The sequence below is a fragment of the Mesorhizobium sp. Ca11 genome, from assembly GCF_020165275.1.
In the GTDB taxonomy this organism is placed as follows: domain Bacteria; phylum Pseudomonadota; class Alphaproteobacteria; order Rhizobiales; family Rhizobiaceae; genus Mesorhizobium.
In genome coordinates this window covers 1-21145 of record NZ_JAIUHU010000003.1, presented here as the reverse complement: position 1 = coordinate 21145, position 21145 = coordinate 1, and the positions used below count along the sequence as shown (strand labels likewise).

The following is a 21145-nucleotide window of genomic DNA, read 5'->3' as shown; positions in this document are numbered from 1 at the left end:
TGTCGGGAGGGCAAGAAAAATAGGACGTTCGCCGGCTTGGGTTCAGCAGGCCGCCATTTTTGCTTGTCAGGCTGTGAGGGCGAGCGGTTCGCGGGCGGCGGCACATAACGCGCTTGCCTTGTCGCGCGGCGCCGGCCTGCCGAAGAAATAGCCCTGGAAGCGGCTGCAGCCGGCCGTCCGGGCAAGCGCGAATTCCTCCGCGGTTTCGACGCCTTCCGCGACGATGGCGATGTCCTGGATGCGGGCGATCTGCGCAAGCGCAGACACGAAGATCTGCGCCACCTGGTCGTGGGCGAGGCTGCGGATATAGGAGCGATCGATCTTGACGCTGTCGATGGGCAGCGACTTCAGGTAGTTGAAGCCGCAATGGCCGGTGCCGAAGTCGTCGAGGGCGATGTGGAAGCCGAGGCCGCGCAGTGCCTCGAGGCGCCTGAGAACCTCGGGCGTCGCGGCCGTCGCCACCGTCTCGGTGATCTCGATGATGAACTGCGACGCGGACCGGCCGGTCTCGCGCAGGACCCGGTCGCACATCGTCACGATCTCGTCGCGCTTCAGCTGCTCGCCGGAGACGTTGATCGAGATGCGCCGTCCGGGAAAATGCCCGATATCGGCGCAGGCCCGCTTGAAGACCCATTCGCCGATCATGTCGATCAGCGTCGAACGCTCGGCGATCGGGATGAATTCCGACGGCGAGATCAAGCTGCGCACGGGATGACGCCAGCGGATCAATCCTTCCAGTGCGTCGACCGAGCCGTCGGGATCGACGATCGGCTGGTAGTGCAGTTCCAATTCGCCGAGATAGATTGCGGCGCGCAGCTCGCGTTCCACCAGCCGGCGATAGCGTTTGTCAGACAGCATCTCCTCGTCGAAAACGGTGACGCGGCCGCGGCCGCCCGCCTTGCTCTCGTAGAGCGCGAGATCGGCCAGCAGCATCAATTCAGTGCCATTCGAAGCGTGCAACGGCGCGAGCGCGACGCCCACCGAGATCGACAGGGGAATGATCTTGCCTTCATGTCTCTTGCCGGCCCGCATCGCATGCAGCAGCCGGCGCGCGTCCTTGCCGATACTGGCGACGTCGCCATGCGGAACCATGATGCCGAACTCGTCGCCGCCGAGCCGGCCGATGACGCCGTCCTCGAAGATGCGCTGCGCTTCCGCGATCAGATGCGCCAGCGCCAGATCGCCGAACTGATGGCCGAATGTATCGTTGAGCTGCTTGAAATGATCGAGGTCGATCAAAAGCACGCTTGCCTGGCGGCGATTGCGCGAGCCGCTCAGCCAATCGCCCAACGCTTCGATGAAGTAGCGCCGGGTCATGGCGCCTGTCATGGCATCGACAGTGAGGAAGCGATGCTTCTCGGCCTCGGCGTCCGCCGCCGATTGCAGGCGCTGGACGACGTTCGAGCGCATATACATCAACACCAGAAGCGCCAATAAGGTCGAAGTCACCGACACCGCGAGCGCGCCGGCGCGGGAGGCGTTCTCCGTCAGCGCGAAAGCCGCAAGCCCGGTGGTGGCGATGCTCATCACGAGCAACGCCTGGATGCCGCGATAGATACGGCCGCTGTGATCTTTGATTGTCGCCAAGATACTCATGTCCGCGCCCCCACAGCACGCGACATGGCTAGGACCTCAGCCGTTAAGAAACGCTGAGCTTGGCCGCTGCCTGGATCTATTCCTTTGCTTCTGAGTGGAGATCGCGATTTTATGGTTAAAAAGCAACTATTTGTGACGGTTCTCTGACATTCTAATGCTGCAATCCGCCCGCTGCGCGAATGAGAAATCGAGGTTGCCGCCCGGTAACGGCTCAAAGCCAGTTGCAACGGTCTCCCGACGAGGTGAAACTACCGCGTGAGACGCCGCGCGGGGCGCTTTGTTCGAGAGGATCTGAACGATGAAGCTCATTGCGTGCGGCAGCGTGCCGACGATCATCGCGCCGGAGACATATTTCACCGGGCGGGTGCTGCAGACGCCGATCATCGAGAAAGAGGCGCCGGCGCGGCTCAGGGCGACGCTGGTCAGCTTCGAGCCCGGCGCGCGCACCCATTGGCACACGCATCCGCTTGGACAGACACTCTATGTCACCGCCGGCGCCGGCCTGGCGCAAAGCTGGGGCGGCCCCGTGCAGGAGATCAGGGCAGGGGATGTCGTTTCCTTCGCGCCGGGCGAAAAACACTGGCATGGCGCCGGCCGGAAAACCGCCATGACACACATCGCCATGCAGGAGGCGCTGGACGGCGTCCACGCCGACTGGCTGGAGCAGGTTTCCGAGGAGCAATATGGCGGCTGATCGGCGTCCAAGAAAAACCCGGCGCGGCGCCGGGTTCTTCTTGCCGGCTGGCCGATCAGGTCAGCGACGCGGTGAAGCGCTGGATGCGCGTGCAGGCTTCTTCCAGCAAGGCGTCCGACGTGGCGTAGGAAATGCGGAAGTTCGGTCCGAGGCCGAAGGCCGAGCCGAACACCACCGCGACACCTTCGGCCTCCAGCAGTTCGGAGCAGAAGGCCTCGTCATTGTCGATCACCTTGCCCGTCTTGGTCTTCTTGCCGATCAGCTGGGCGCAGGACGGATAGACATAGAAGGCGCCTTCCGGCGACGGGCAGGAGATGCCCCGCGCCTGGTTGAGCATCGAGACCACGAGGTCGCGCCGGCCCTGGAAGATCGCCTTGTTCCTGGCGATGAAATCCTGCGGCCCGTTGAGCGCCTCGACCGAAGCCCATTGCGCGATGGTGCAGGCGCCCGAGGTCTGCTGGCCCTGGATCATGTCCATCGCCTTGATCAGCGGCACCGGGCCGGCGGCGTAGCCGATGCGCCAGCCGGTCATGGCGTAGGCTTTCGACACGCCGTTCATGGTCAGCGTGCGCTCATAGAGGTTCGGCTCGACCTCGGCGATGGTCTTGAAGACGAAATCGCCATAGGTCAGGTGCTCATACATGTCGTCGGTCAAGGTCCAGACATGCGGATGCTTGAGCAGCACGTCGGCCAGCGCCCGCAGCTCGGCCTCCGTGTAGGCGGCGCCCGACGGGTTCGACGGCGAGTTCATCAGCAGCCATTTGGTCTTCGGCGTGATCGCCTTTTCCAGCACTTGCGGCGTGAGCTTGAAGCCGTTGTCGATCGAGGTGTCGGCGAACACCGAGGTGCCGCCGCAGATCGCCACCATTTCGGGATAGCTCACCCAGTAGGGGCGCGGGATGACGACCTCGTCGCCCGGGTTCAGCGTCGCCATGAAGGCGTTGAACAGGATCTGCTTGCCGCCGGTGCCGACGATGGTCTGCTCCGGCCGGTAGTCGAGATTGTTCTCCCGCTTGAATTTTTTCGCGATCGCCTCGCGCAACGGCACGATGCCGGAAACCGGCGGATATTTGGTCTCGCCGCGGCGGATCGCCTCGATCGCCGCGTTCTTGATGTTGTCGGGCGTATCGAAGTCCGGCTCGCCGGCGCCGAGGCCGATCACGTCACGGCCGGCATTTTTCAGCTCGCGCGCTTTCTGCGTCACCGCGATGGTCGCGGAAGGCTTAACGCGGGAAAGGGCGTCGGCGAGAAAGGCCATGACGAAATGTCTCCTAGGAAAAGCGGCCAGGAGCGGCCGCGGCGCTTCTCATGTCGCATCATGGCGCGGAGCGCAAGCATTGTGCGATGAGCCAGAGGTCAAGGAGGCGTGACCCAAGTCAGCCTGTGTGAGCGGCAACGCTAAATTCATCAACGGCCGGTAAACCCTTGGCTGGCAGGATCGCAGATCGGATTGCGACTATTCGCGGAGCGAGAAACCTTGTCGCGCAGCATCGGGCTCGCCCACATCATCCGTCATGATGACGGCACCTCGACCGGTGTCTGGGGCATCTATACGTTGCAGAGCGCGTTCCAGCCGATTTTCGCCTTCAAGCAGGGCAAGCTCTCGGTCGTCGCTTTCGAAGGGCTGATCCGGCCGTTCCGCGATGGCGAGCCGCAGTCGCCGGGGACATTTTTCGGCACCTGCCCGGCGGCCGACCGGCTGCATATCGAGGCGCTGACGCGCACGCTGCATCTTCTGAACGCCGGCGCCTGCCTGCCGCACGAGGCCTCTATCTTCGTCAATTTCGACCCGTCGGTCTTCACCGATCGTCACATCGCCGACAAGGCCCTGCGCGACATGCGGCTGGTGCTGCACGAAGCCGGCATCGATCCGCGCCGCATCGTCTGCGAGGTCACCGAGCAGAAATCGGCTTCGCAGGAAGCGCTCTACGGCTTCGTCGAGGCGCTGAGGGCCAATGGCTTCAGTATCGCGGTGGACGACTATGGCGCCGATGATTCCGACATCAATCGGATCAAGGAACTCAAGCCAGACATCGTCAAATTCGATGCGAATTGGATCACCCATCTGATGGAGTCCGGCGCCGGCTTCGCCTTGCTGACGGCGATGGTGCAAAGTTTCGAGAACCAGGGCATCCGCACCGTCTTCGAAGGTATTGAGGAAGGCTGGCAGTTGGAGCTCGCCGAGAGGTCCGGCGCCTCCATGGTGCAGGGCTACGTGCTTGCCCGGCCGGAATTTGCCCCCACCAGCTTTCGCGTCTTCGGCAAGGGCGCGCAGCAGCCTTCGAGCGAAGACAGCAAGGCACAGGCCGCCGCAAGCCCGGCGGCCCCAACGCTGCACGGACGGCCGGCAAGGGTGTTCGGGCGCAAGGTCGCGCCATGAGCGGACAATCAGACAGGCGGCGCAACGTCGCCGAGGCGATCTTCGCCGACGAGATCGGCCTCCAGTTCGGCGTCTATGGCGAGTACCGGCTGTGGAGCGCCTATCAGCCGATCTTCGCGCCGGAGGGCAGGGTGCTCAGAGCCGTCGCCGTCGAGGGGCTGATCGAGCCGCGCCGCGTCGCGCAGCCGGTAGCCGCTTCGGTCTTCTTCGGCAGCATTCCCGCGTCCGACCTTCTGTTTGTCGAAACGATGTGCCGGATGCTGCATCTCGGCAATTACCGCAACATCGGCGTCGAGGGATTGACGCTGTTCTTCAACTATAATCCGACCATCAACGACCATCTCGGACGGGCGCTCGCCGAGATCCGGCTGATGACCAGGCATCTCGGCGATCTGGAGCTCGAGCCCAGCCTGCTGGTCTGCGAGATCACCGAACAGGCAGCCGATGACCAGGTTCTTGCCAGCCTGGTGCGCGAAATGCGGCGCGACGGCATCCGCATCGCCATCGACGATTTCGGTACGGGGCATTCGACCGAAGCGCGAATCGATCTGCTCGCACCCGACATCGTTAAGATCGACGGCGCCTGGTTTGGCGAGCTCTGCCGCCATGCCGCCGCCGAACGCTTCTTCCGGCCGTTGGTGGCAATGCTGCATGAGCGCGGCGCCAAAGTGCTGGTCGAGGGCATCGAGAATGCACAGCACTTGCGCGTCGCGCTCGAGGGCGGCGTCGACCTGCTGCAAGGCTTCCATCTCGCCCGCCCGGCGCTCGCCGGCACGGTCTTCAAGGAAGAACCGCTTTCCATCGACGCTCTCATCGACGCCGGCAACAAGGTCGTGCCCCTGCATCAGCATCGCTGATGCTCGATCCAAAGACGCATCAGCATCGCTGATGCTCGATCCAAAAGACGCATCAGCATCGCTGATGCAGAGAAAAAAAATATCAGCGCCGCTGATGGTTCTTCTTGAAAACAAATCACTGGATGGTCTCGCCTGGGCGCGTTAGAGCCGTGCTGAAATGAGCTTCAGGCGACGCGCGAGGTATGTGCGATGATCCTTTACGACATGGCCGACAGTGGCAATTGCTATAAGCCGCGGCTGTTGATGGCCAAGCTCGGCATTCCTTTCACCCGGGTCGAGGTGAGCTCGCATACCGGCGAGACACGCAAACCAGACTACGTCGCCAAGAATCCGAACGCGATGGTGCCGATGCTCGAGCTCGACGACGGCAGGCGTATCGCCGAGAGCAACGCCATCCTGCTCTATCTTGCCGAAGGCACGCGCTTCCTGCCGGCTGACAAGTATGAACGCGCGCTGGCTTACCAATGGCTGTTCTTCGAGCAATACAGCCATGAGCCCTATATCGCGGTGCGCAAGGCGCTTTTGACTTTTCCGGAACGGGCGAAGGACGCCACGCCTGAACGATTGGCGCAGACGCTGGAGCGAGGCAACAAGGCGCTCGGCGTGATGAACCAGCATCTGGAGCGGAACGAATTCTTCGCCGGCAACGCCTACAGCGTCGCGGACATCGCCTTATACGCCTATACCCACACCGCCGGGATGGGCGGCTTCCAGCTCGACGCCTATCCGGCGGTCGCCGCCTGGTTGAAGCGCGTCGAGGCGGATAAGGGGCATGTGCCGATCGAGTGGGTGCCTTAAGGCAGCGCCGGCGATCGGCGAAAGGCTGGGGACAGCTTCCTTCTCCCGTTCACGGGGAGAAGATGGCGGCAGCCAGATGAGGGGCTGCGCCGGCCTTACTAAGTCAGCCAAAATGACAGTCCTGAGACGTTGGCGCTGCCCCTCATCGCCCTGCCGGGCACTTCTCCCGTGAACGGGGAGAAGGAGGCAACTCGCCAAAATCCAGGCAACAAAAAAGGCGGGCAATGCCCGCCTTCCTCTGCCGGTAGCCTGATCGGGAGCGTCTGGTCCGGGCTGGCAGCTATCTGCTGTTCCAGCTTGTCGGGTCTTTTCGCTCCGGCGCGCTTCTCGCGCGACCGTCAGTACATCCGTGACTTGCCGCGCGCCCCGAACCTTCGCCCGGTGCGCGCCTTACTTAGTCGCATTTTGCGCCGCTGGCCGTAAAGCCTGCCGCAAAATGCTTAAGCCAAATCAGGCTGCCTTGCTAAGAGACCCAGCAGCGGACTTGCCGGTGCGGCGGTCCTGCTCGATCTCGAAGTTGATTTTCTGGCCTTCGGCCAGGCTCGTCATGCCAGCGCGCTCGACAGCGGAGATGTGGACGAAAACGTCCGCGCCGCCATTGTCAGGCTGGATGAAGCCGTAGCCCTTGGTGGCGTTGAACCACTTGACCGTACCAGTTGCCATATAGAATGCCCTTCACATTTGCTTTTGTTTGACCGGACCAACGTCCGGCCGGCGGTATCGAAATTTTGGAGATAGACGTCAGCAAACGCGAAGATCGCGGCCCGATCGATCGGCCAAATTCAATGCTGCGGATATAGGATAGTTTGAGCAAGAAAACAAGACGGGTTGCCTGGACGCTGCCCCGCATCCCGGATCGAGCGGAATACAAGCATGGAAGTTTTGACAGCGGTGCCGCGTTGTGAGGGGATGGGATGCTTGCCCTTCCGAGGAGAGAAGTCATGAAAGCCATTCTGCTTGCCGCCTGCTTCCTGCTGCTGGCCGCGGAAGCGCAGGCGGTGACGCGCTATGATCCGACGCGCATGAGCTGCGACCGGGTGCAGGCGACGATCGCCAGACAGGGCGCCGTCATCCTGCGCTACCAGTCGACGCGCGTGCCGGGGCTGCCGCTCTATGACCGCTATGTGCGCGACGAGCGCTTCTGCAACGCGGGCGAAGTGAGGGCACGTGCCTATGTGCCGAGCGCCGACACCAGGTCCTGCATGGTCTATGTCTGCAAGCGTCCGGATTTCGAGCGGCGTTTCCGCCGCCGGTTCCTGCAGGACTGATACGCGGCGCCTTAGAAACCGAACGAGGCCTGCGCCGCCGGCGGCGGGCCGACGCGAACGCCTTCCATGGCCAGCATCCTTTCCTTGGTGGCCGAGCCGCCGGGCGCGGAGAAGCCGCCGATCTTGCCGCCGGCCGCCAGGATGCGATGGCACGGAATGACCAGCGGCACCGGATTGGCGCCTAGCGCCGCGCCCGTTTCGCGCGGAAGGCCCGCATGGCCGGCGCGCTTGGCCAGTTCGCCATAGGTGGTGGTCTCGCCGAAGCCGAGCTTGCGAGCCGCGTCGTAGATGGCGAGGCGGAAATCGTCGACGCCGTCGAGATCGACCGGCACGCTCGAGAAGTCGACGTCCTCGCCGGCGGCATAGGCCTTGATCGAGGCGATCAGATCGACCACCCAGGACGGCTGGTCTGTCGAGGCTGAGACGCCGGGGTGGCGAAGCAGCCGGCGCTCGACCGCTTCGCGGCTGCGCTCCGGCAGGCAAAGCCGGATCAGGCCCTTCTCGCTCCAGGCAATGCCCATGAAGCCGATCACTGTTTCTAACACAGCGTGGCCGGCCGTGATCTGGGATGTGGGTTTCATGGCGTATTCCTTCGGCAAAACAGCGAAAAACGAGTACATATCCAGAACAATATGGCACTTCGGCCCTGTTGTCGCCACCCGAAAACCGCCGGGTGGCCCCGATTGCCGGGTGTGAATCGCTGGTGTAAGGACTCCTTAACAACCGACAAACCGGACCCGCACGGCTTGCCAGCTAAAATCATATTCACCGCGCTCAGCGTGCTCGTAGCCGCTGCTGGTCTCAGCGGCTGTACCTCGACCTCGCAGATGAAGGCCGCGCCCGCGCTTGCGGAAGCCTCGACGCCGGCCGTCGCGGACGATACGCCGACGCTCGCGCTGCCCGAAACGGTGGCCGTGCTGCCGGAACCTTCGGGTCTCGCGCAGGTGCAGACCGCGGCGCTGGCTGGCGATGCCGTCGCCATGGCGACCACGCCAGGCGCGCCCGCGACGCAAAGCGCGCCCGCGACGCAAAGCGCGCTGTTGCCGCCGCCTGTCCAGCCCGGCGCGCCCGCCGCGGCGCTGGCTCAGCCTGCGGCTTTCGCCGGAGCGACGCCGATAGCCGGCCAGTTTCCGCCGCCGCCGGTGCTGACGGCCGGCGGCTCGCCGACCGGCCCAGGATCCATCAGCCGAGCGGCGGTCTATACTACCGCGGGCATGGCCATGCCGGTCACCGGCCAGTCGGCGAAAGTCGCCCCGATGCCGGGCGTCCAACAGGTTGCTTATGTGGCGCCGGACAACCCGGCGCTGCTGGCGGCACCCGGCCAGCCCGAGCAGCACGCCAGCGGCCCGCGCGGCGAGATCGAGCGGCTGATCGAGAAATATTCGGCGATCTATGAAGTGCCGGTCGAGCTGGTGCGCCATGTCGTCAACCGCGAGAGCACCTTCAATCCGAAAGCCTACAATCATGGCCATTGGGGGCTGATGCAGATCAAGCACGCGACGGCGCGCGGCATGGGCTATGACGGGCCGGCGGCCGGCCTGTTCGACGCCGAGACCAACCTCAAATACGCGGTGAAATATCTGCGCGGCGCCTGGCTGGTTTCGGGCGGCAACGCCAAGCGGGCCGACACGCTCTACCAGACCGGTTACTACTACGACGCCAAGCGCAAGGGCCTGCTCGAGGCGACGGGGCTTGGCTCCGACCGCAAGCGGCACCGCCTGCCACCCGACGCCTGAGCGGACGGTTCCGCGCGGCGTTTCGAGACAGCGCCATGCATGAAAACACAATTCCCTGCCGGCCGGCTGCCAACGACATCCGCCTGCGCAAGCTGCTCGACGACACGCTCACCGCGCCGCACTGGCCGCAGGGTTTCGTCATGCGCGCGTTCGAGCACCGTGATGCACATGCTTTGCACGCGCTGCTGGAAGAGGTGTTCGACGACGGCACCGACGGGCCGTTCGACGAGTGGTGGCCGCGCATTGCCGGCGATACGGAGCTCGACCCCAGCCTCTGTTTCCTGGCGATCGACGGCAAGGGCCTGCTGGCGGGCGCGGCGCTCTGCTGGACGTCCGGTTTCGTCAAGGACCTCGCCGTCCATCCGGAATCGAGACGGCAGGGCCTCGGCGAGGCGCTGATGCGGCAGGTGTTCCTGACCTTTCGCGAGCGCGGGGCGACCCATGTCGATCTCAAGACCAATATTGTGAAGAACACCGCGGCCTTCAGGCTCTACGAGCGGCTCGGCATGATCCCGGTCGACTGGGAAGGCTGACGCGCAAAGCGCGGCGGCCCGGATCGGGAGGCTCCCGGCGCGGCGTTGCAATCGCCTGCGCCCGGACATTGTGAACTCCTTCACATAGGCTGACGTTAGGGCATGCTAATTCGTCGTCGTGCCGGGCGGCCGATCGGCGGATCGACGCGGGCAAGGCGTCGGAGGAGGCTGTGCCGGCATGCGTCAGCCACTCCCAGGCGGGCTCCGGGGCGGGGGTTTCGGAGCCCGTCCGCTTTGCGTGAAGCGAGGCGGACGGAACGGGCCGCCGACGCGGTCGAGCCAACCGGGATCGGCTTCACCGACCTGCTGGCCCGGTCGGCCACGCACAACGCGGGAACCCTAAGCGGCGTCGCGCATTCAACGCAGGGGCCTTGATGAACTGCGACCTGTGCGTCGCCGGTCGCGCAGGGAGGTCCGCAATCCCGTGAAGCTCGCTTCAGCATTCCTGGCCGCCGGCATGCTGCTGGGCGCTGTTCAAGCGCGAGCCGTGGAACTGTCGATCGTGTCGGGCGATACCGGCAACGGCATCAAGGTGCTGCGCGAGATACTCGATCGTTACGAGAAGAAGAGCGGCAACAAGGTCGATATCGTCGTCATTCCGCCCTCGACCACCGACCAGTTCGGCCAGTACCGGCTCTGGCTCGCCGCCGGCAGCAGCGATATCGACGTCTACCAGACCGACGTGATCTGGGCCCCGCAGCTTGCCAGCCAGCTGGTCGACCTGACCGAGGCGACAAGGGATGTAGTGGGTGAGCATTTCCCGTCAATCATCCAATCGCAGACGGTCAACGGCAGGCTGGTCGCGCTGCCGATCTTCACCGACGCGCCGGCGCTCTATTACCGCAAGGATCTGCTCGACAAATATGGCGCCAAGGTTCCGACCACCTGGAAGGAGCTCGCCGATACCGCGAAGCTCGTGATGAACAAGGAGCGGGCGGCCGGCAACAAGGACATCTGGGGCTTCGTCTTCCAGGGCAACGCCTATGAGGGGCTGACCTGCAATGCGCTCGAATGGGTGATGTCGAATGGCGGCGGTCGGATCATCGAGCCGGACGGTGAAATCTCCATCGACAATCCAAAGGCGGCCGCGGCGCTCGACATGGTCAAGGGCTGGATCGGCACGATCGCGCCGCCGGGCGTGCTCGCCTATCAGGAGGAAGAAACGCGCGGCGTCTGGCAGACCGGCAATGCCGTCTTCATGCGCAACTGGCCCTATGCCTATGCGCTCGGCAACAGCGAGAATTCGCCGATCAAGGGCAAGTTCGACGTGGCGCCGCTGCCGGCCGGCGAAGGCGGGCGGCCGGTCGCCACGCTGGGCGGTTGGAACCTTGCGGTGTCCAGATATTCGAAACATCCAGACGAGGCGATCGAGCTGGTCAAGTTCATCGCGTCGCGCGAGATGCAGAAATACCGAACGCTGAGAACGTCCAACTTGCCGACCATCCCGGCCCTCTATGACGACCCCGACATCGCCCGGCAGCAGCCGATCGTGCCGCGCTGGAAAGGGATTTTTCTCAACGCGCAGCCAAGGCCGTCGGCAACCGCCAGGATCAAGTACAACGAGGCATCCAGCCAGTTCTGGACTGCCGTGCACGACACGATCTCCGGCCAGGGCGCCGCCGCCGACAATTTGGCCGATCTCGGCGCGAGGCTGACCAGGCTGAAAGGCAAGGGCTGGTGAGCGCGGCAAGGCGATCGCCGCTGATGCGCCGACGCGTGCGCACGGCCTGGCTGTTCCTCGCGCCGATGCTTCTCGTGCTCGCCGCCGTCGCCGGCTGGCCGTTCCTGCGCACGGTCTATTACGGTTTCACCGATGCTTCGCTGGCGGACCTCGACGCGCGGCAATGGGTGGGCTTCGACAACTACTTTTCGGTGCTGCGCCTGCCGAGCGGCCGCCTGCTCTATGACGGGTTGCTCGTCGATCCGGTCTGGTGGCGCGCGGTGTGGAACACGGTGCGCTTCGCCGTGGTGTCGGTGGCCTGCGAGACGGTGCTGGGCATGATCGTGGCGCTTGCGCTCAACACCGAATTCCCGGGACGCGGCATCGTGCGGGCCGCGATCCTCATTCCCTGGGCGATCCCGACCATCGTCTCGGCCAAGATGTGGCAGTGGATGCTGAACGACCAGTTCGGCATCATCAATGTCGCGCTTCTCAATCTCGGCCTGATCGACGCCAAGATCGCCTGGACCGCCAATGCCGATACCGCGATGATCGCCGTGCTGATCGTCGATATCTGGAAGACGACACCATTCATGGCGCTGCTGATCCTGGCGGCCCTGCAGATGCTGCCGCGCGAGATCCTCGAGGTGGCGAGGCTCGACGGCGCGAACCCGTGGCAGATCTTCTGGCGGGTGACCTTGCCGCTGATCCGGCCGGCGGTGATGGTGGCGGTGATCTTCCGCGCGCTCGACGCGCTGCGCATCTTCGACCTGATCTATGTGCTGACGCCGAACAATGTGCAGACCAAGTCGATGTCGATCTTCGCGCGCGAGAACCTGTTCGAGTTCGACAAGTTCGCCTATGGCTCGGCCGCCTCGACGCTGCTTTTCCTGATCATCGGCCTGCTCACCATCGCCTATATCCGCATCGGCCGGCTGAGTTTCGAGGGAGGGCGCTGACATGAAAATGCTGAAGCGCGCCGGCTTCTACCTGCTGCTCCTGGCGATCGTCTTCGTCGCGGTGTTTCCGTTCTACTACGCCATCGTCACCAGCCTGAAATCGGGAACAGAGCTGTTCCAGGCGGGCCTGTGGCCGCAATCGTTCAGCCTTGCCAATTACCGCAACGTGCTGACCGAAGGTCCCTTCCTGCGCAATCTCGTCAATTCGCTGATCGTCTCGGGCGCGGTCGTCGCGATCTCGCTGCTGCTCGGCGTCACCGCGGCGTATGCGCTGGCGCGCATTCGTTTCCGCGGGCGCTCGGCGCTGATGCTGGCCATCCTGTCGGTGTCGATGTTTCCGCAGGTCGCGGCACTTGCCGGGCTGTTCGAGATCATCCGGGCGCTGCATCTCTACAATTCGCTACTGGCGCTCATCCTGTCCTACATGATCTTCACCCTGCCGTTCACGGTCTGGGTGCTCACCACTTTCGTGCGCGACCTGCCAATCGAGATCGAGGAAGCGGCGATCCTGGACGGCGCCGGACCATGGACCATCCTCACGCGCATCTTCCTGCCGCTGATGTGGCCGGCGCTCGCCACCACCGGGCTGCTTGCCTTCATCAGCGCCTGGAACGAGTTCCTGTTCGCGCTCACCTTCACCTCCACCAACACGCAGCGCACCGTGCCGGTGGCGATCGCGCTTCTGTCAGGCAACTCGCAGTTCGAGATTCCGTGGGGCAACATCATGGCCGCCTCGGTGATCGTCACCGTGCCGCTGGTGGTGCTGGTGCTCGTCTTCCAGCGCAGGATTGTCTCGGGTCTCACGGCTGGCGGCGTCAAAGGCTAGATGCGGCGCGAGAAAGTGACCGGAAAGCGTGTGCCGAAATGTCGGATCGGGTCGCGGCGGGCCGTCCTTGGATCGTAGAGCAACCCGCGCCGGGACGCCGGCGCCAGGAGACGATCATGATCACCTTTCCCAATGAATCCGCCAAATATCGCACCGCGCGCGAAAAATTGCTGCGCAAGGAAATCGAGCTGCGCCGCGCCATGGAAGCGGTGGCGGAGGCAAGGCGCGCTTTGCCGCCGGGCGGTTTGGCGCCGCAGGACTATGTGTTCGATGCCCTGGACGACCAGGGCCAGCCGGCGAAAGTCAAGCTGTCGGACCTGTTCGCGCCGGGCAAGGATACGCTGATCCTTTATCAGATGATGTTCCCGCGCCATCCGCAGGAGACGCGCGAGGTGGCGAAAGGCGGCGAGACGGCGAAGCTTGCCCGGCAGGACCAGCCATGCCCCTCCTGCACGGCCCTGCTCGACCAGTTCGACGGCGCGATCGGCCATCTCGAAGCGGCGGGCTTCAACTTTGCCGTGGTGGCGAAGACCGCGCTCGACAATCTGCTAGCGCTCGGCCGCGACCGCGGCTGGAAAAACATGCGGCTCGTCTCGTCGGCCGGCAACGCTTTCAAGCGCGACTACAACTCCGAAACGGCTGAGGGCGCGCAGATACCGCTGCTTTCGGTGTTCCACCGCGATGGTGACGGCATCCGGCATTTCTGGTCGTCGGAGCTAGACTTCGCGCCATCGGATCCGGGACAGGACCCGCGCGGCATCGGCACCTGCGAGATCCTGTGGAACCTGATGGATTTCACGCCCGAAGGGCGGCCGAACTGGCACGAGCAGCTGCAATATGCCGGGCATGCCGCCGGCGCGCACTGCCACTGATGGCGATGCGGGCGCCCGGCCCGCGCGCTTCCTTTCGAGGCAACCTCTTAGGCAACCCTGGGGCCGGTGCCGCGTTGGGGAAGGCGGAGGGGCTGTTTCGGATCGGAGATCGAGATGAAAACGCTGCTGCCCCTGGTCGCCGTCGCGCTTCTTGCCGGCGCGCCCGCCGCGTTCGCCCAGTCGGACAATTCAGACGCCGTGGGACCGATGGTGACCGAGAACAAGGTCGACACCCAGACCTTCGTCACGACGGTGCCGAATGCCAACATGTTCGAAATCGAGTCGAGCAAGCTGGCGCAAGAGAAGTCGGCGTCGGCCGACGTCAAGGCCTTCGCCGCTCAGATGGTCAAGGATCACAGCAAGGCGGCCGAGGATTTCAAGACGGCGCTGAGCCAGGGCCAGACTACGGCATCGATCAAGCCGGCCGGCCCGGCGCTGCAGCCGAAGGAGCAGCAGCTGCTCGACGATTTGAAGGCCGCGAGCGGCAAGGAATTCGACGCCAAATACATCAAGATGCAGGCCGACGCGCATAAGGATGCGGTGGCGCTGTTTTCCACCTATGCCAATTCAGGCGACGACCCGGCGATGAAGGAATTCGCCAAGAAGACGCTGCCGGTGCTGAAGATGCACGAGAAGCACGTGAAGGAACTCGCGGTCGCGCATCAGTGAGGGGGCGCACTTGCCTTCTCCCCCTGTGGGAGAAGGTGGCCGCGCAGCGGCCGGATGAGGGGTGCTCCAGCGGGGTGAGACGCTGGCAATAAGCCATGCGGTCACGGTTGGACGAGCCGTTTTGCCAGGCTGGAACACCCCTCATCCGTCTCGGCGCTGCGCGCCGATCCACCTTCCCCCACAAGGGGGAAGGGAAGACCTGGCGTTCCCTCGCTGCCGCGACAAGCTCGCGCCCAACAAAGGGAGGACCGCTATGGACAAGGAAATCATCGAAGTACCCGTGATGTCGGCAAAGGTGCGCGCGCTCGGCCTGCCGTGCTCGACGGCGGTGCGGGCCAACGGCTTCGTGTTCATCTCGGCGACGCCGCCGGTCGACATGGTGACGGGCGAGATGGTGCGCGGCGACATCGAGACCCAGACGGAGGCGTCGCTGAAGGCGCTGAAACACTGTCTGGAAGCGGCCGGCACCTCGCTGGACAAGGTGGTGATGGTGCGCATCTACGCCGTCAATTCCGGCTTCTACAATGCAATAAACAGGGTGTATGCGCGGTATTTCAGCGTAAACCCGCCGGCGCGGAGCTTTGTGCCGGTGGCCTCATGGCCGATGGAGTTCGATATCGAGATTGAGTGCGTGGCGGTGGGGTGAGCTTTTAGACGCAACCGTTTCGCGGGAGTGCAACTAATATCCCTATTTTTTATCGTTCCCCGAGGCCGCCTTCAAAGACATCGACTGCGATCGCACGGCGAATGGTCCACGTAGCTCTTGTGGCCTCGCGCTTAGAGATTTAGCTACCTGACTCAGATTTCTTTGAAGCTGGCTGGAGTGCTGTTTAACATTTGTGTTTGTCACAGTTTCCCCTCGCTGATTTTGAGCCATCGGTTGATTCCTCCGTGATTCCTATTAATGAATCTTTTCGTTTCAACGGACAAGTTAAATGTCCGGTTCCGGGGGGAACTCATGACATCGAATGACAACGCGCTAAGTGAGTCAACGGATTGGCCCGAACTCGTTTTTGGGCTGGTCGGCCCAATCGGCGTGAACATGCGCATCGTAGAACAGAAACTGCGCGAGGCGCTCGTCTCAGTTGGTTACAATCCACAGTCAATTCGATTGACCGATTTGATGTCCCAAATTGCGATCGATGGGATCGAGATCGACGACGGTTCGAACCCAGTCGCAAAATACGAATCAAAAATTCGATACGCAAATGCGGTCCGGAAGAAATGTGAAAATGATGCCGCTCTCGCTGCGCTCGCGATCGATGAGATACGAAATCGTCGTGAAGCCCATTGGAGAGAAGTTGATCCATCGCCTGATGCCGCAAAGCGCCCCGTCGAGCGCGCAGCCTACATTCTTCGACAATTGAAAAGAGCCGAAGAAATTCTACTGCTTAGAAAAGTTTATGGACGGAAATTTATTCAAATATCTGTCCATCTAAGCGAGAAAGATCGAAAGAAAAATCTTGAGCGTGATATAGCGCTTAACAATGCAAATTTAACGCCAAAGCAATGCGCGGATTACGCTGAAAGCCTTGTTGAGACCGACATGAGCGAGCGCTCAGACATTCATGGTCAACGTATTGAGGAAGTCTTTCACATGGGGGATGCCTTCATTAGCGGACGAAACGAGGACAGTATTTCACGAACGACTGACCGCTTCATATCTGCGTTCTTCGGAAAAAACTCGATAAGCCCGACAAAGGATGAGTACGGTGCTTATATGGCGGCCTCGGCCTCGCTTCGATCTATCGACCTTTCTCGCCAAATTGGTGCGGCGATATTTTCAACGCGAGGCGAAGTAATATCACTTGGTTGCAATGAGGTTCCAAAGTTCGGGGGTGGGACTTATTGGACCGAAGACGATGATCCCCACCGAGATTTTGATGACGGGATTGATGCCAACCGCACCGAGAAGAATCGTATTATTTTTGACTTTCTCCGCACGCTCGAAGGCGCTCAGGTTTTGAGGGACGGAGCATCCGCTGCAACGATTTACTCAGACGAGAATGTCCGTAAGCGCATCAAAGATGCTGCAATTTCGGACATAACGGAGTTCGGCAGGATGACGCACGCTGAAATGACGGCTCTATGCGATGCTGCTCGATTGGGTAGAGCCACCGCCGGAGCTACAATATTCGTTACGACATTTCCATGTCATAACTGTGCTAAGCACATTATCGCATCGGGAATTCGAAGAGTTGTATTTATTGAACCATACCCAAAGAGTAAAGCGCTCTCATTGCATGAAGATTCCGTCTCACTAGACGACGGTCAGGAAAAGAGAGTTATTTTTGAGCATTTCGTGGGAATATCTCCCAGGAGATATAGAGATATCTTTGAAAAGACATCTCGGCGAGGTGGCGGCGGTCAGCTCTCGGAATGGTACGAGGATAGTGCAAAGCCACGGCTTGAGGATAAGGGGCCCTCCTATATCTGGAATGAGGAATCTGGAATTTTTTCAACACTTGAAAAAGTGGTGCAAGAGCTGGGCATCGAATTAGAAAATCAGCAGGAGACCAAAGCTGAAATAGGCCACTGATTGGCAATTCCTCCGCTGCACTCACAAGGCTGGCCGACAGCGCACCTGTACCGGAGTCCCTTCCACAAGGTCAGCTGCTCTTCTAAGCAAAATACTCCTGCAGCGGCCGCACCTCCAAATTCCCCGCCCTTAGCGCAGCAATCGCTTCCGCCACGGCCGCAGCTCCCGACAGCGTCGTGTAATACGGCACCTTCTGCATCAGCGTCGCCCTGCGCAGCGACTTCGAATCCGACACCGCCTTTTGGCCGTCGGTGGTGTTGAAGACGATCTGGACCTGGCGGTTGCGGATGGCGTCCTCGATGTGGGGGCGGCCTTCGAGCACCTTGTTGATCTTTTCGGCCGTCACGCCGTTCTCGGCGAGGAAGCGGGCGGTGCCGGACGTGGCGAGCACTTTAAAACCCTGGCCGGCGAGGCGCTTGACGGCCGGCAGGATGCCCTTCTTGTCCTCGTCGCGCACGGAGACGAACAGCGTGCCGGAGCGTGGCAGGTCGACACCCGCTCCTAACTGGCTCTTGGCGAAGGCCAGCGCAAAGTCGCGGTCGAGGCCCATGACCTCGCCGGTCGAGCGCATTTCCGGGCCGAGCAGGATGTCGACGCCGGGGAAACGGGCGAAGGGGAAGACGGCTTCCTTGACCGCGATGTGGCCAGGGTTGCGCGCGTCGGGCATGGCGCCGTAATGGGCGAAGGCGTTTTCCAGCGTCTCGCCGGCCATGATGCGGGCGGCGATCTTGGCGATCGGACGCCCGATGGTCTTGGCGACGAAGGGCACGGTGCGCGAGGCGCGGGGGTTCACCTCCAGCACATAGACCGTGCCGTCCTTGATCGCATATTGCACGTTCATCAGGCCGCCGACATTAAGCGCGCGGGCCAAGGCCGCCGTCTGGCGCTCCAGCTCGTCGACGAGGTCCGACGGCAGCGAGTGCACCGGCAGCGAGCAGGCCGAGTCGCCCGAATGGATGCCGGCTTCCTCGATATGCTCCAGGATGCCGGAGACGAAGGTATCCTTGCCGTCGCACAGGCAATCGACATCGACTTCGATGGCGCCGGAGAGATAGGTGTCGAACAGAAGCGGGTTCTTGCCCAGCAGCGTGTTGATCTGGCCGGTCTTGTCGTTGGGGTATTTCTGCTTGATGTCCTCCGGCACCAGGCCTGGGACGGTGTCGAGCAGATAGGTCTGCAGCATGCCTTCGTCATGAATGATCTGCATGGCGCGGCCGCCGAGCACATAGGACGGGCGCACCACCAGCGGGAAGCCGAGCTCGCCGGCGACGAGGCGCGCCTGCTCGACCGAATAGGCGATGCCGTTCTTCGGCTGGCTGAGGTTCAGCTTGTGCAAGAGCTTCTGGAAGCGGTCGCGATCCTCCGCCAGGTCGATCATGTCGGGCGAGGTGCCGAGGATCGGGATGCCGGCCTTCTCCAGCGCGTCGGCCAGCTTCAGCGGCGTCTGGCCGCCGAACTGGACGATGACGCCGACGAGCTCGCCGGAGGCCTGCTCGGCGCGCAGGATTTCCAGCACGTCTTCCGCCGTCAGCGGATCGAAATAGAGCCGGTCGGAGGTGTCGTAGTCGGTCGAGACCGTCTCCGGGTTGCAGTTGACCATGATCGCTTCATAGCCGGCGTCGCGCAGCGCGAAGGCGGCATGGCAGCAGCAATAGTCGAACTCGATGCCCTGGCCGATGCGGTTCGGGCCGCCGCCGAGGATGACGACCTTCTTGCGCGACGAGACGCGCGCCTCGTTGGCGGGCTCGCCGACGAAGGGCACTTCATAGGTCGAGTACATATAGGCGGTCGGCGAGGCGAATTCGGCCGCGCAGGTGTCGATGCGCTTGTAGACCGGATGAACGTCGAGCTTTTCTCGAGCCTTCTGAATCGCTTCCGCGTCGGTCTTCGTCAGCGAGGCGAGGCGGGCGTCGGAAAAACCCATCGCCTTCAGCATGCGCAGATTGACGGCATCCTGCGGCAGGCCGTGCTCGCGGACGCGTTCCTCCATGGCGATAATGCCGGCGATCTGTTCGAGGAACCACGGGTCGATCTTGCACATGGCGTGCACGTCTTCCAGCGAGGTGCCCATGCGGATCGCCTGCGCCACCATGCGCAGCCGGTCCGGCGTCGGCGTGCCGAGCGCTGCACGGATCGCGTTGCGGTCGTCGGCGTGGCTTGCGGCGGTGCTCCCGTGGCCAAGGCCCGGAATCTCGATCTCGTCCAATCCGGTGAGACCGGTTTCCAGTCCGCGCAAAGCCTTCTGCAGTGATTCCTGAAAAGTGCGGCCGATGGCCATCACTTCGCCCACCGACTTCATGGCGGTGGTCAGCACCGGCTCGGCGCCGGGGAATTTTTCGAAGGCGAAGCGCGGGATCTTCGTCACCACGTAATCGATGGTGGGCTCGAACGAGGCCGGCGTTGCGCCGCCGGTGATATCGTTCTCCAGCTCGTCCAGCGTGTAGCCGACGGCAAGCTTGGCCGCGACCTTGGCGATCGGGAAGCCGGTGGCCTTTGAGGCAAGCGCCGACGAGCGCGAGACGCGCGGGTTCATCTCGATGACCACCAGCCGGCCGTCGGCCGGGTTGACGGCGAACTGCACGTTGGAACCGCCGGTCTCGACACCGATCTCGCGCAGCACCGCGATCGAGGCGTTGCGCATCATCTGGTATTCCTTGTCGGTCAAGGTCAGCGCCGGCGCGACGGTGATGCTGTCGCCGGTATGCACGCCCATCGGATCGAGGTTCTCGATCGAGCAGATGATGATGCAATTGTCCGCCTTGTCGCGGACGACCTCCATCTCGTACTCCTTCCAGCCGAGCACGCTCTCCTCGATCAGCACCTCGGTGGTGGGCGAGGCGTCGAGGCCCGACTGGACGATGTCGTAGAATTCGGCGCGGTTGTAGGCGATGCCGCCGCCGGTGCCGCCCATGGTGAAGGAGGGGCGGATGATAGCCGGCAGGCCGACATGGTCGAGCGCCTGGGCGGCGATGGCCATGGCGTGGCTGATATAGCGCTGCTTGCGGTCGCCTTCGCCGAGGTTCCAGCGGGTTTCCAGCGCATCGAGGGCGGCGTCGAGGTTTTCGGGATGTTCGGCTTTCAGCGCGGCGCGCTCGGCCTCATGCGTCTTGCGGTCGGCGTTCTTGACGTCGGTGGCATTGGCCAGCATCGACTTCGGCGTCTCCAGCCCGATCTTGCTCATCGCCTCGCGGAACAGCGCGCGGTCCTCGGCCTTGTCGATGGCTGCCGCGTCGGCGCCGATCATCTCCACTTGATAGCGCTCGAGCACGCCCATGCGACGCAGCGACAGCGCCGTGTTGAGCGCGGTCTGGCCGCCCATGGTCGGCAGCAGCGCGTCTGGGCGCTCCTTGGCGATGATCTTGGCCACCACTTCGGGCGTGATCGGCTCGATATAGGTGGCGTCGGCCAGCTCCGGATCGGTCATGATGGTGGCCGGATTGGAGTTGACCAGGATGACGCGGAAGCCCTCTTCCTTCAACGCCTTGCAGGCCTGGGTGCCGGAATAGTCGAACTCGCAAGCCTGGCCGATGACGATGGGGCCGGCCCCGATGATCAGGATCGACTTGATGTCGGTGCGTCTTGGCATGTCTACGGGTTCCGTTCGGCGAGCAGCTTGCACGAAAAACCGGGCGGGAAGGACCCGGCCGGTTGTGCTTGCGATTCTGGTATCAGGCTAGGAGGGCCTTATAGGGAAGAGTTTTGGCGGATGTAACCCCGAAAATGAGGGGAGTAGGGGAGTAGGGGAGTAGGGGAGTAGG

At 62.8% G+C, this 21145-nt stretch carries 19 protein-coding genes; 14 read left to right on the top strand and 5 right to left on the bottom strand.

Annotation, left to right across the window (positions count from 1 at the left end; translation table 11 throughout):
* Nucleotides 1–66 precede the first annotated feature (66 nt).
* Complete coding sequence (locus tag LB538_RS06440) at nt 67–1596, bottom strand: putative bifunctional diguanylate cyclase/phosphodiesterase (protein WP_224531325.1); 1530 nt, start codon at nt 1594–1596, stop codon at nt 67–69.
* Between the two features lie 298 nt (nt 1597–1894).
* Here LB538_RS06440 and LB538_RS06435 point away from each other — a divergent pair, with 298 nt between their 5' ends.
* The gene (locus LB538_RS06435; RefSeq protein ID WP_224531327.1) at nt 1895–2290 is read left to right on the top strand and encodes a cupin domain-containing protein; all 396 of its coding nucleotides are present in this window, start codon (nt 1895–1897) and stop codon (nt 2288–2290) included.
* A gap of 55 nt (nt 2291–2345) precedes the next feature.
* Here the strand turns inward: LB538_RS06435 and LB538_RS06430 are convergent, their stop codons facing one another.
* Entirely contained in the window at nt 2346–3548 is a 1203-nt protein-coding gene (locus LB538_RS06430; RefSeq protein WP_140838564.1) for a pyridoxal phosphate-dependent aminotransferase, read from the bottom strand.
* Nucleotides 3549–3767: 219 nt separating this feature from the next.
* Here LB538_RS06430 and LB538_RS06425 point away from each other — a divergent pair, with 219 nt between their 5' ends.
* The 3 genes from LB538_RS06425 to LB538_RS06415 all read left to right on the top strand — a co-directional run bounded on the left by LB538_RS06425 (nt 3768) and on the right by LB538_RS06415 (nt 6325).
* On the top strand, nt 3768–4670 hold the full coding sequence (locus LB538_RS06425; protein WP_224531331.1) for an EAL domain-containing protein: 903 nt from the start codon (nt 3768–3770) through the stop codon (nt 4668–4670).
* Nucleotides 4667–5527, top strand: coding sequence for an EAL domain-containing protein (locus LB538_RS06420; protein WP_140838560.1), 861 nt, complete (start codon nt 4667–4669; stop codon nt 5525–5527). The genes LB538_RS06425 and LB538_RS06420 overlap by 4 nt, the downstream gene beginning before the upstream one ends.
* A gap of 189 nt (nt 5528–5716) precedes the next feature.
* Entirely contained in the window at nt 5717–6325 is a 609-nt protein-coding gene (locus LB538_RS06415; RefSeq protein WP_224531334.1) for a glutathione S-transferase family protein, read from the top strand.
* Between the two features lie 450 nt (nt 6326–6775).
* Here LB538_RS06415 and LB538_RS06410 read toward each other — a convergent pair whose 3' ends face one another.
* Nucleotides 6776–6988: a cold-shock protein gene (locus LB538_RS06410; RefSeq protein WP_027168154.1), complete on the bottom strand. Its 213-nt coding sequence runs from the start codon at nt 6986–6988 to the stop codon at nt 6776–6778.
* A 278-nt stretch (nt 6989–7266) separates the two neighbouring features.
* Between LB538_RS06410 and LB538_RS06405 the strand changes: the two genes are divergently transcribed.
* Nucleotides 7267–7593: a hypothetical protein gene (locus tag LB538_RS06405; RefSeq protein WP_140838556.1), complete on the top strand. Its 327-nt coding sequence runs from the start codon at nt 7267–7269 to the stop codon at nt 7591–7593.
* 11 nt (nt 7594–7604) lie between these two features.
* On the opposite strand, the gene LB538_RS06400 is transcribed toward LB538_RS06405, so the two are convergent.
* Nucleotides 7605–8174, bottom strand: coding sequence for a methylated-DNA--[protein]-cysteine S-methyltransferase (locus LB538_RS06400; RefSeq protein ID WP_140629883.1), 570 nt, complete (start codon nt 8172–8174; stop codon nt 7605–7607).
* A 165-nt stretch (nt 8175–8339) separates the two neighbouring features.
* On the opposite strand from LB538_RS06400, the gene LB538_RS06395 reads away from it, so the two are divergent.
* The 9 genes from LB538_RS06395 to LB538_RS06355 all read left to right on the top strand — a co-directional run bounded on the left by LB538_RS06395 (nt 8340) and on the right by LB538_RS06355 (nt 17387).
* The gene (locus tag LB538_RS06395; protein ID WP_224531338.1) at nt 8340–9329 is read left to right on the top strand and encodes a lytic transglycosylase domain-containing protein; all 990 of its coding nucleotides are present in this window, start codon (nt 8340–8342) and stop codon (nt 9327–9329) included.
* A 35-nt stretch (nt 9330–9364) separates the two neighbouring features.
* Nucleotides 9365–9862, top strand: a complete 498-nt coding sequence (locus LB538_RS06390) for a GNAT family N-acetyltransferase (RefSeq protein WP_224531341.1) — start codon at nt 9365–9367, stop codon at nt 9860–9862.
* 424 nt (nt 9863–10286) lie between these two features.
* Nucleotides 10287–11543, top strand: a complete 1257-nt coding sequence (locus LB538_RS06385; RefSeq protein WP_224531344.1) for an ABC transporter substrate-binding protein — start codon at nt 10287–10289, stop codon at nt 11541–11543.
* A gap of 23 nt (nt 11544–11566) precedes the next feature.
* Nucleotides 11567–12481 carry a carbohydrate ABC transporter permease gene (locus tag LB538_RS06380; protein ID WP_224531346.1) on the top strand — a complete coding sequence of 305 codons (915 nt, stop codon included), beginning with the start codon at nt 11567–11569 and terminating at the stop codon, nt 12479–12481.
* A gap of 1 nt (nt 12482) precedes the next feature.
* Nucleotides 12483–13307: a carbohydrate ABC transporter permease gene (locus LB538_RS06375; protein ID WP_224531349.1), complete on the top strand. Its 825-nt coding sequence runs from the start codon at nt 12483–12485 to the stop codon at nt 13305–13307.
* Between the two features lie 116 nt (nt 13308–13423).
* The gene (locus tag LB538_RS06370) at nt 13424–14179 is read left to right on the top strand and encodes a DUF899 family protein (RefSeq protein WP_224531352.1); all 756 of its coding nucleotides are present in this window, start codon (nt 13424–13426) and stop codon (nt 14177–14179) included.
* A 114-nt stretch (nt 14180–14293) separates the two neighbouring features.
* Nucleotides 14294–14848, top strand: coding sequence for a DUF4142 domain-containing protein (locus LB538_RS06365; RefSeq protein ID WP_224531355.1), 555 nt, complete (start codon nt 14294–14296; stop codon nt 14846–14848).
* A 253-nt stretch (nt 14849–15101) separates the two neighbouring features.
* Nucleotides 15102–15494 (top strand): Rid family hydrolase, encoded by a 393-nt coding sequence (locus tag LB538_RS06360; protein WP_224531358.1) that lies wholly within the window; start codon nt 15102–15104, stop codon nt 15492–15494.
* 312 nt (nt 15495–15806) lie between these two features.
* A complete protein-coding gene (locus LB538_RS06355) occupies nt 15807–17387 on the top strand; it encodes an anti-phage dCTP deaminase (protein ID WP_224531361.1) in 1581 nt (526 codons plus the stop codon).
* An 82-nt stretch (nt 17388–17469) separates the two neighbouring features.
* Here LB538_RS06355 and carB read toward each other — a convergent pair whose 3' ends face one another.
* A complete protein-coding gene (gene carB, locus LB538_RS06350) occupies nt 17470–20973 on the bottom strand; it encodes a carbamoyl-phosphate synthase large subunit (protein ID WP_224531364.1) in 3504 nt (1167 codons plus the stop codon).
* Nucleotides 20974–21145: the final 172 nt, after the last annotated feature.